Consider the following 3,678-nt stretch of genomic DNA (forward strand, 5'->3'; position numbering starts at 1 on the left):
CGCGGCCTTCCAGTCGGAGGCGGAGAACTTGACCAGCTTGCTGACGATGGCCTTCTCCTTCACGATCACCCCCAGCTCCCGGTTGTTGTTCATGGAGTTGGTCGTCAGGTTGACCGAGCCGAGGTAGGCGGCCTCGCCGTCCACCACGATCAGCTTGGCGTGCAGCACCGGCTTGAGCTGGAAGCGGACCTGGGTCACCCCCGCGTCGTTGAGCTGCTTGAGGAGCTTGGCGTTGGTGTCCCCCATGGCGTTGGGCTCGAACCTGGCCGCCTGCACCTTGACGTCCACCCCGGCCTTGGCGCGCTCGCCCAGGGCGTCCGCCACCTCCTGATCGCCCATCACCTCGTCCTGGACCACCACCGAGCGCTTGGCGCTGCGGATGAAGGACACCAGGCGCGAGCGCGAGTTGTCGGGGCTGACCACCAGGTCGGGATCCGCCGGGCTGAAGGCCTTGCGATCCCAGTCGGCCTCGAACATGGCCAGGATCTCGGCCACGTCCGACTCGGAGCGATCGACCAACCCGTACTCGCGGTTCTTCTCGAAGGCCGCGCGCGAGAGGTTCGCCGTCAGGATGTAGGCGGCCTTGCGGTCCACGACCATGGTCTTCTGGTGGGTGTAGACGAAGCGCGAGTCGGCGTAGCGCACCGAAACCCCCGCGGCCTCCAGGGTCTCGAAGGTCTTCTTGTTGATCGGCAGCGGGACGTTGGGGTTGGAGGGATTGAAGGGGCGCTGCTCGAGGATCACCCGGACCTGGACCCCGCGCCCCCGGGCCTCGCACAGCGCCTGGATGATCTCAGGCGACGAGAGCATGTAGACCACCACGTCCACCGAGGTCTTGGCCGCCTGGATCGCGCCGAGGACCGGGGCCTGGCCGTCGTCGGGCTCGACGAAGAGCTGGTAGGTCGCGCGCGAGGCCTGGGCTGCAAGAAGGCGCGAGCCGTCGGGGGCGCCCGCGGCGAACGGCCCGAGGCCGCAGCCCGCGATCGCAAGGCCGAGCATCAAACCCGAGAGAAGGCGCACGGGGCGCTTGAACATGCCGGCCGTCCTCTCGACGCGCAGGGGGACTCCCCCACCGTAACACCAGGCAAGAGAGGGATTCAAGCCGAAAGACCGTAACTTACCGCCGAGTTAACCGGCACTTAACGGCATCCCCGGCGTGCTCCCGCGCACGAGCGCCCGGCGCCGCGCATGGTATAATCGAATGGTTGGAAAACCGTCCTCTACGCGGCTTCCGGAGGCCCCGATCCCCCTTGGCTAAACCGCTCAACAAAACCACCCCCTCCTCGCCCAAGCGCAAGCGAGCCCCCCACTCCGGGCGGTACTGGCTGGTGTTCGTCCTCTGCACGCTCGCCTCCTTCGGCGGCGGCTTCTACGTCACCTACCGGGGGACCCAGGTCTCGATCAAGGAGCCCGTCATCGGCCCCTCCATGCAGCCCCTGCCGGTGGAGAGCACCGATCCCGCGGCCGTGACCGACGCCGCCCCGACCCCGCTGGTGACCCCGGCCCCGGTCGATCCGTTCGCGACCGACACCACCGCCACCCCGGCCCCCATGGCGAGCGCTCCGACGGCCGGGGCGGCCGATGCCCCGCTGCCCGTCACCGAGCCCATCTCCGATCCCATGGCCGCGGCCACCCCGACCCCGCGCGCCGAGGGCGCCGCCTCGACCTTCCGGGTCCAGGTCGGCAACTACGACAGCCACGACTCGGCCCAGTCGATGGTCGACGAGCTCTCAGCGGCGGGCATCACCGCCAAGGTCGTCCAGGACTCCAACGGCCAGTATCACGCCCAGATCGGCGCCTACTCCAAGCGCGATCGCGCCCTGGCCGTCGCCGACGAGGTCAACGCCAAGGGCTACTCGGTCACCATCCGCCAGTAAGCGAGACTCCCCATGTCCATCCTCGTCGATCTGCCCCCCGTCGTGAAGCTCGCCATCGCGGGCATCGCGCTCCTGGCCTTCGCTTGCCTGATCTTGGGGCTTGCGACCGTCGGCGTCGTCTGGTTCATCCGCCTCGTCGCGACCTGGACCCAGGGCCTGGTCACGCGCGCGGCCCAGGCGAGGGTCGAGGCCGCTGGAGCGTGCTATCATGAGCCTTCCGGCAATAAGCCTCTGAATCAGGATTCCATCCAAGCAGCGTAGTGGAGTAGAAATGGCAAACGCGACTCAAACCGACGTCATGGACAAGATCGTCTCCCTGTGCAAGCGCCGGGGGTTCATCTTCCAGAGCTCCGAGATCTACGGCGGCCTCGCCAGCACCTGGGACTACGGTCCCCTGGGCGTCCTGCTCAAGAACAACGTCAAGGCAGCCTGGTGGCGCGCCGTCGTGCAGGAGCGCGACGACGTGGTCGGCCTGGACGCCGCCATCCTCATGGCCCCCGAGGCATGGAAGGCGAGCGGCCACCTTGAGACCTTCCACGACCCCCTCGTCGATTGCAAGAGCTGCAAGCAGCGCTTCCGCGCCGACCACCTGATCGAGGCCGTCGCCAAGACCCATGCGTCGGGCGAGAAGGTCTCCAAGCTGGTCAAGAAGGGCGCCGACAGCTTCGCCGGCGAGCTTGCCGCCTACCTCGAGAACCATCCCATCGAGGAGATGCTCAAGGACAAGAACAGGGTCCAGTGGGCCCTCTCCAACATGCTCTGCCCCAACTGCGGCAGCAACGAGCTGACCGAGCCGCGCAACTTCAACCTGATGTTCAAGACCTTCATGGGCCCGGTCGAGGACTCGGCCGCCGTGGTCTACCTGCGCCCCGAGACCGCGCAGGGCATCTTCGTCAACTTCAAGAACGTCCAGACCGCGACCCGCCGCAAGCCGCCCTTCGGCATCGCCCAGATCGGCAAGAGCTTCCGCAACGAGATCACCCCCGGCAACTTCACCTTCCGGACCCGCGAGTTCGAGCAGATGGAGATCGAGTACTTCTGCCCGCCCGACGAGGCCGACAAGTGGTTCGAGAGCTGGGTCGAGGCCCGCTGGAGCTGGTACACCAAGCTCGGCATGAAGGCCGAAAACCTTCGTAAACGCGGCCAGGGCCCTGATGAGCTCGCCCACTACTCCAAGGGCTGCTTCGACTTCGAGTACCGCTTCCCCTTCGGCTGGTCGGAGCTCGAGGGCATCGCCAACCGCACCGACTACGACCTCAAGCGCCACCAGGAGTACAGCGGCAAGGACCTCAAGCACTTCGACGAGGAGAGCCGCGAGAGCTTCGTCCCCTACGTGATCGAACCCTCGGCGGGCGCCGACCGCGCCACCCTGGCGTTCCTGGTCGACTCCTACGACGAGGAGACCGACGAGAAGGGCGAGACCCGCGTGGTCCTGCGCTTCCACCCCGCGCTCGCGCCCATCAAGGTGGCGGTGCTGCCCCTCTCCAAGAAGCCCGAGCTGAAGGGTCCCTCTCGGAAGATCCACGAGGCGCTCGCCAAGCGCTTCTTCGTCGAGTACGACGAGACGGGCTCGATCGGCAAGCGCTACCGCCGCCAGGACGAGATCGGCACGCCCTTCTGCGTGACCATCGACTTCGACAGCCTCGAGGACAAGTCGGTCACCGTCCGCGAGCGCGACACCATGAGCCAGGTCCGCCTCAAGGTCGAGGAGCTGATCCCCTACCTGGAGGCCCGCCTCGCCCCGGCCCCCGAAAACCTGAGCGCGAGCGTCTTCTAGGCTTCGAGCAAGAAAAAAGGAAGC

The 3,678-nt window shown here is 67.0% G+C and carries 4 protein-coding genes; 3 read left to right on the top strand and 1 reads right to left on the bottom strand.

Translation table 11 applies throughout. The features are described 5' to 3' along the window. Positions 1-1,035: phospholipase D-like domain-containing protein (locus V6D00_13295; protein ID HEY9900147.1), on the bottom strand; the 1,035-nt coding region annotated here is incomplete at its 3' end. Positions 1,036-1,250: 215 nt separating this feature from the next. Between V6D00_13295 and V6D00_13300 the strand changes: the two genes are divergently transcribed. From V6D00_13300 to V6D00_13310, 3 genes are read left to right on the top strand one after another with little or no spacing between them, the layout of a single operon-like run. Continuing rightward, complete coding sequence (locus V6D00_13300; protein ID HEY9900148.1) at positions 1,251-1,877, top strand: SPOR domain-containing protein; 627 nt, start codon at positions 1,251-1,253, stop codon at positions 1,875-1,877. A gap of 12 nt (positions 1,878-1,889) precedes the next feature. Continuing rightward, on the top strand, positions 1,890-2,138 hold the full coding sequence (locus tag V6D00_13305) for a hypothetical protein (protein HEY9900149.1): 249 nt from the start codon (positions 1,890-1,892) through the stop codon (positions 2,136-2,138). 10 nt (positions 2,139-2,148) lie between these two features. Continuing rightward, the gene (locus tag V6D00_13310) at positions 2,149-3,654 is read left to right on the top strand and encodes a glycine--tRNA ligase (protein ID HEY9900150.1); all 1,506 of its coding nucleotides are present in this window, start codon (positions 2,149-2,151) and stop codon (positions 3,652-3,654) included. Positions 3,655-3,678: the final 24 nt, after the last annotated feature.

It is taken from the genome of Pantanalinema sp., from assembly GCA_036704125.1.
Classification (GTDB): Bacteria; Cyanobacteriota; Sericytochromatia; order S15B-MN24; family UBA4093; genus JAGIBK01.